Annotated in this window: 5 protein-coding genes and 1 pseudogene; all 6 read right to left on the bottom strand. The window is 52.7% G+C overall.

What is annotated here, in order from left to right:
• A pseudogene (locus M0974_RS31675) lies at nt 1-822 on the bottom strand (hypothetical protein); the annotation flags it as partial.
• Between the two features lie 147 nt (nt 823-969).
• Nucleotides 970-2,412, bottom strand: a complete 1,443-nt coding sequence (locus M0974_RS31670; RefSeq protein WP_297846056.1) for a mannose-1-phosphate guanylyltransferase/mannose-6-phosphate isomerase — start codon at nt 2,410-2,412, stop codon at nt 970-972.
• Nucleotides 2,413-2,740: 328 nt separating this feature from the next.
• Complete coding sequence (locus M0974_RS31665; RefSeq protein ID WP_297846054.1) at nt 2,741-3,895, bottom strand: glycosyltransferase family 1 protein; 1,155 nt, start codon at nt 3,893-3,895, stop codon at nt 2,741-2,743.
• 160 nt (nt 3,896-4,055) lie between these two features.
• The gene (locus M0974_RS31660) at nt 4,056-5,513 is read right to left on the bottom strand and encodes an MBL fold metallo-hydrolase RNA specificity domain-containing protein (RefSeq protein WP_297846052.1); all 1,458 of its coding nucleotides are present in this window, start codon (nt 5,511-5,513) and stop codon (nt 4,056-4,058) included.
• A 144-nt stretch (nt 5,514-5,657) separates the two neighbouring features.
• Nucleotides 5,658-5,897, bottom strand: coding sequence for a lipopolysaccharide assembly protein LapA domain-containing protein (locus M0974_RS31655; protein WP_297846050.1), 240 nt, complete (start codon nt 5,895-5,897; stop codon nt 5,658-5,660).
• Nucleotides 5,898-5,921: 24 nt separating this feature from the next.
• Entirely contained in the window at nt 5,922-6,218 is a 297-nt protein-coding gene (gene ihfB, locus M0974_RS31650) for an integration host factor subunit beta (RefSeq protein WP_297846048.1), read from the bottom strand.
• Nucleotides 6,219-6,873 lie beyond the last annotated feature (655 nt).

Here is a 6,873-nt window from a genome sequence, read left to right as displayed (position 1 = left end):
GTGCCGCCGATCATGCCGGCGCCGATAAGGGCGATCTTCGCGCGAGCCATGGAGGTCTCCGGGTCTTTTCGTTGCGGGGGAAAGTCCCTGGCGGTCTAGCCCCGGATCGGGGATCGGGCAAGCGCTCGCCAGCAAAGCTTTGCGGGTCAGCTCACGGTTTTCGGGGAGCAATGGGTTCGGCACACCGTTAGGGAAGTTTCCATCGGGTTCGGCATTAATCACCGTCCACTCAAATGGTAGCCGTTTGATGAGCTCCGCAATTACTGGACCTGCCGCACCGTTGCCCGGATCAGCCAGAATCTTGAGCGGCTTGAGCTTTTTAAGGTCGACATAGGTCAACAAGTGCTCAATATAGTCTTGTTTGTCGAATGCTTCGCGCACTTGACCAGCAATCCTGGCCTGTTCGCCGAGTTCACCGCTGTCAACAAGCTTACGGATATCATCAAGCCCAGTATCACCGCTGACCGGACGCGATCCCGCACTCACCAGCTTCATCCCGTTGTAACCCTTGGGATTGTGGCTAGCAGTGACCATAATCCCGCCATCCGCCTTGAAATGGCTGGTCGCGAAATACACCTCTTCTGTACCGCAAAGGCCGATGTCAATGACATCAGCACCTGCTTCATTCAGGCCTTTCATCAAAGCTTCAGCTAGCGCCGGACTTTCGAGGCGCATGTCCTGGCCTACAATCACCACTTTGCTACCCAATTGGGAAGCAAACGCACGGCCAATTCGGTAGGCAACGTCCGCGTTGAGGTCTAAAGGGACCTGACCACGGATATCATAGGCTTTGAAGCAATGAGTCTGGATAGCAGGATACATAATGCTCCTTTGCTGAAAATATTTTGATACGGCCTGCTGAGCAACACTCACTCAAAATGGGGGGCAGTACTCGGGTAACGGATACAAACAAACCATGATCGAGAGCAACCTGCGTCTCGATCATGGCCGACATCGTCGCCGCAGCTATCAGCAGTCAACCCGACCATATACATCTTCAAAACGAACGATATCGTCTTCACCTAAATAATCGCCACTCTGCACTTCGATCAATACAAGGTCTATAACGCCAGGATTGCTTAATCGGTGCTTGTGCCCGGCACGAATGAAGGTCGACTCGTTGGTATTCAGCATTAACTCTTGATCATCGTTCACTATGACCGCCATCCCACTCACTACGATCCAATGTTCGCTGCGATGATGATGCATTTGCAGCGAAAGAGAAGCTTTAGGTTTGACCACGATTCGTTTGATTTTGAAACGTTCGCCATTCTCCAGAGTAGTATAGGTACCCCAAGGGCGATGCACCGTGCGGTGTAGTTGGTGGAGAGTGTGACCAGCGCTTTTCAGCTGCCCTACGATATGCTTCACATCCTGCGCATGGTCTTTGTGGACGATCATCACTGCGTCCGGCGTATCTATCACCAGCAGGTTTTCAACGCCGACCAATGCCGTCAATCGCCCTTCACTGTTTACATAATTATTGCGAGAGCCATGGGAAAGAACCTCGCCTTCGAATCGGTTCCCGTTCTCATCGGACGCAGTCAGTTCGCTGACTGCATTCCAAGATCCAATGTCGCTCCAGCCAATGTCACAAGGAACGGTGACAACTTTTTCCGAACGCTCCATCAAAGCATAGTCGATGGATATGTCCGGGACCTGACCGAACGTATCCGGATCAATTGCCAAGCATCGGTAGCCAGCACTGGTTGTCAAGCGCGACTGACTGATGGACGCCGCCGCAGCGGCCAATACGTCCGGAGCATGTTTGCGGAACTCTTCGAGGACAGTGCCGACCTGAAAACAGAACATTCCTGAGTTCCAGAAGTAATTGCCAGCTGCCACATATCGTTCAGCGGTTGCGACGTCAGGCTTCTCAACGAACCGAGCAACCTTGAGGCCACCCTCTTCGCCTACAGAATCACCCGCTTCAATATAACCAAATCCAGTTTCCGGATACTGTGGCTGAATACCAAAAGTTACCAACCATCCTTTCTGCGAAAGGCGCACGGCTTTGGCCACTGCAACCGCAAACGCAGACTCGTCCTGGATCAAGTGATCGGCAGCGAGTATCAGCAAATTCGCCTCGTTGCCGTGGGTCTCCTGCACCTGCAATGCAGCCATTGCGACCGCCGCTGCAGTATTGCGACCGAAGGGCTCCAAAATGAAGCTTTGAGAATGCCCAGCCACATTAACGGTTCGATACTCATCTTCAGTTTTAAACAGCAATTCACGGTTCGTTACGGTCAAAACCTCAGCTACACCTTCAAGCTTGGCAGCACGGATGAAGGTTTTCTGAATCAAGTTCTGTCCATCGGGCAGAGTCATGAACGGCTTGGGATGGGCCTCGCGAGATACGGGCCACAAACGACTGCCTACGCCTCCTGACAAAATTACGGGAATCAAGTCCATCTTTATAACCCTTAAGTAGCCATGCTGGCATAGTGAGATCATACTGGTGTAGTGACACGTAGAAATCGGGACTAACTATTTGCAGCGGAGCTGAATGCAGCTGGAGACCTCGCCGAACCGCTTGCAATGAGGCTATAGCCTCAGCGTTGAGAAGGGCTGAAGAATATCAGAGAAGCCAAGCCGCTACCCAGTGACTGCTGACAGTTCAGACAATGCATCGCCCCATTCGACTGCATTGCTGTTCACAAATAACGGACGAAACATCCGACCCTCGACAGCAACGCTCAATGCCATAAGACTCTGGTTCCGAAAGCAGCAATGCTTCGCCTTATCGAGTTTCAGCAAGCACTTTGCGATACACCTCTAGCGTCTGTCTGGCGCATTCGTGCCAGGTGTAGTGTTCAGCTCTAGCCAAGCCGCGCAGAATCTTCTGCTCGCGTGCGCCTTTTTGTTCCAGAACACCGAGCATCGCAGCGTTGATACTGTCAACGTCATAAGGATCAACCGACCAGGCTGCATCGCCTGCGACTTCCGGCAATGAGCTGGTGTTTGATGCAATCACAGGGCACTTTGCAGCAAAGGCCTCGATTACCGGCAACCCAAACCCCTCATACAACGATGCAAATACCAGCGCTCCGGCAGACTGCAGCAATGCCATTACTTCACCTTGTGGAAGATAATTGAGCCATCTCCCCTCTCCAGCTTCCTCCAACGACTGTAATTGCGGCAGAAGTTCATCATTATCCCAGCCATTGCGGCCAACAATGACCAACGGATGCTCTTTGCGGATCCGATTTGGCAACCGCTTGAATGCGTCAATAACGCGCGGGAGATTTTTACGTGGTTGCAATGTACCGACACACAGGAAGAAGCCTGGCTCAAGTCCGTACTTTTGCAGCGTGGCATTGCGTTCGGCATAACCGATACGCTCGAAATAAACGGGGTCCACCCCCAAGGGAGTTACGCTTATCCGCTCTGGTGCGATCCCCAAGTGCTTGACCATATCCTGTTTACTGTATTCGGATATTGTGATGATGTGATCAGCTCTACGGATGCTTGTGGTAAACAGCCAAGTTTTCAATTGCTGCAAGTTTTGCTTGATCCACTCCGGGTGCACCACGGGTATCAGATCCATTATGGTAGCAACCGTCGGAACACCTTTGATGAACGGAATTAGGTGATCGGTCGCGTGAAACAGATCGACCTCGCGGCGCATGCTTGCGGAGTGGCCTAGCGGAACCTTGAGCACGCCACTGAGGAGTGCATGAACTCTGTAGTCCTTCGCTAGATTCCTTGGCGTACCGCATAGCATCGACGGTAGGTTTTTTCCGAATGCGTAGGGCTTTAACTTCGTATCAGGAGTGTCACTGGCAATGACATCGCTGAGACCCTGCCAAAGAGCGCGCGAATAAATGCCAATTCCATCCAGATGCCCCGCGCGTTCGCCTGCGGCCCAAACACTACAGCTCAAACCAATATCCATACTTTAGCTTTCTCAACCCAACGAATGACGTGACGACGCGGACCTTGTTCATGCATGCGCTGACGCGATTAGCCATGTTATTTATAACGAACCAGCATGAAAATAGTGTGATAACCGGCTCGGACGGAAGCAAATGCCGATCCAAGCCAGACCTACGGACTCATTTGCCAGCGATCACAACATCCCCTTCCCGTTTCGACAACGAATACTTCCTGCGCAAAACGTCGGCCAACGCCTTCTTGGCTCCGGCCTCACCGTGGACCAGTCTAATTTCAGAAGGCCACTGGTCCATCCCGGTCACAAAATCCACCAGCCCTTGCTGATCGGCGTGAGCGGAATAACCGCCCAAGGTAGTTATAGCCGCGCGAACCACATAGCGCTCTTTATCTAGCTCCACATACCCACCGCCAGCACCATGAGACTGGAGAGCAGCACCAGGAGTTCCTTTGGCTTGGTAGCCAACGAAGATCACATTGTGTCGACTGTCGCCCAGCATGGCTTTCAGGTAATTAACAATTCGGCCGCCTGCGCACATCCCGTGGCCTGCAATGACAATCGCCGGCCGACCGGTGCTGGCCAGATAGTTAACGGTTCGCAGGTGTTGGTCGTGACTGTCGATCGTTATCAGCTGCGAGAACTTCAACGGTTTGCGGCTACTCTCGGTTCGCGCCGAGGCTTCGGCATCCCAGATGTCGTCGAACTGCTGATAAACCTTGGTGATGCGGCTGGCCAACGGCGAGTCGAGGATGATTGGCAGCTGCGGCCAATTAACGGTTTCGGCTGGTTGGTCTTCCTCTGCGCTATAGGACTTATCCACAAGCGCTTTGCGATGCAGGATGTCTTCGATTTCGTAGAGCAACTCTTGAGTACGGCCAAGGCTGAACGCAGGGATCAATATCGTGCCGTTGTCTTCAAGCGCTTTATCGATAGCCTGCTCAAGACGCAGGTGCCGGGTTGTGCGGTCTTCGTGCAGCCGATCACCGTAGGTACTTTCCAACAGCAGGACATCCGCACGTTCTGGCGATTGAGGGCTTGGCAATATGGGCGTGTGCGATGCCCCTAGATCGCCGGAAAAGACCACGCGCTGCTCTCTGTTTTCCAGGTGATAGACCATGTCGCATTCGACGTACGCCGACCCCAAAACATGGCCAGCGCGCTGCAACCGAACGCGACAAGTCAGCTCCGGCGAGCTTAGAAGTTCGAACCAGGTGTTGAAAGGCAAGGCAATGGTGCGCTTGGCGATAAGCTCCAGGTATTGATCGGCTTCTTTCTGGGTGCCGCCAAATTGAAGCCGGAAAGCGTCTTCGAGGACCAGTGGCATCAGTTGGGCGGAGGGTTCGCTGCAGAGTATCGGGCCCGAGAAGCCCGCCGCCAAGAGCTGGGGGATGCGACCGATGTGATCGGCATGAACGTGAGTAACAATAAGCGCTTTGATGGTTTTCAGCGAAAACAGTACCGCGGATTGCGCAGCAGCTGCTTCCTTTCCGTTGCTGACATCAGAACCTTGAAACAAGCCACAATCAATCAGGAAGCTATGCTCGGCATCGATACACAGTTGATGACATGAACCGGTAACGCCTTGTGTAGCGCCGTGATGAATGATTTCAGGATAAAGCATGCGACTCCCTTTGGGCTAAGCGACTTAGAGGCGCAATTAGCCCATAAAAAGCACGCTTGCGCAGCCAAACCGTAAGGAAATCAGCGACTAACATTTTACAAGATCTTTCTGCTGTAGTCAGACGTAAGGACTGAAGACCGGAGATCAGACGGTCTTGGCACCTTTGGGTTTCTTGCTCAGGGAAGCGACCCAGCTTAATAGCGGACCGATCATCATGCCGAGGAGCAACGCCAGGATGACCGGTATTGCTACCGACATCTGTGGTCCAGCCCAGCCAAGAAAGACCAACGCAACCTGCTGCTGGTTTTCCAACATGAACACTACCGTCGCCAAAACAATCAGCAGTGTGATTACAACCAACATTACGCGCTTAACGTTTCGCATCTACCGCTCCTTTCGTTGGGGGCGTTAGAGGCCCTCTTCTTCGTCTTCGTTGACTCGATCACGCAGTTCTTTGCCCGGTTTGAAGTGAGGGACGAACTTGCCGTCCAGACTCACGGATTGACCGGTCTTTGGGTTGCGCCCTACGCGGGGTGAGCGGTAGTGCAAAGAGAAGCTACCAAAGCCACGTATCTCGATGCGATCACCGGTGGCGAGGCATTGAGACATTTGCTCAAGCATTGTCTTGATGGCCAGCTCGACATCCTTGGATGAGAGCAACCCTTGATGGGTGACAATTCGTTCGATCAACTCCGACTTCGTCATATTTTTCCCTTCTGTTTCAAGCAGCTAGGTAAAGCGCTTCAAAGGTTTTAGCATGACTTGAGGGATTTGAACAGTCCGAGTATTGACTTATCTAAATAGATGAATGGACTTGGGTTGCGTGCCCCTCACCTATGACAAGGAGGTGGCATAGAGACCTGCTCCGATTAATGGCAAACGATCAGCATACGGCGACTGAAAGAGCCCGCAGGGTTCCAGCCAAACACGAAGTCATCCGGGTCTTCTTTGACGTCGCTGGACTTGGCTATAACTTTGTAAGTTCTGGGCGCGCATACGTGCTCTGCCCGTGTGTAACACCGATCCCAGTTGGAAAACATTCCTGAACACTCAACCCGTACTGCGCTTTGACCGCGTACAGCTTTGGTTTTGTGAGCGGAGGAACAGCCAGCAAGAGCAATTATCAGCAATAAGACAATGACTTTACGCATGTATTCCCTTATGCGGGCGCGTGCCCAGCGACGACTCGGAGACATCCTGAGTCTAGCCGCGTATGGGTCGCGCTGTCTGCATCGGAAATATCAGCACGGAGAAGGGGAATAGTCCTACGGACGAGATCGGGGAGTTATTCGCTGTGGCGAACAGGCGAAAGGCTTCAAATTTCAGTCAGCAAAAAGCCCGGAAAACCGGGCTTTTTGGC

The organism is Pseudomonas sp. (genome assembly GCF_026224925.1).
GTDB lineage: Bacteria > Pseudomonadota > Gammaproteobacteria > Pseudomonadales > Pseudomonadaceae > Aquipseudomonas.
Note: the sequence above shows the minus strand (reverse complement) of the source record. Positions and strands in the feature narration are given on the sequence as shown.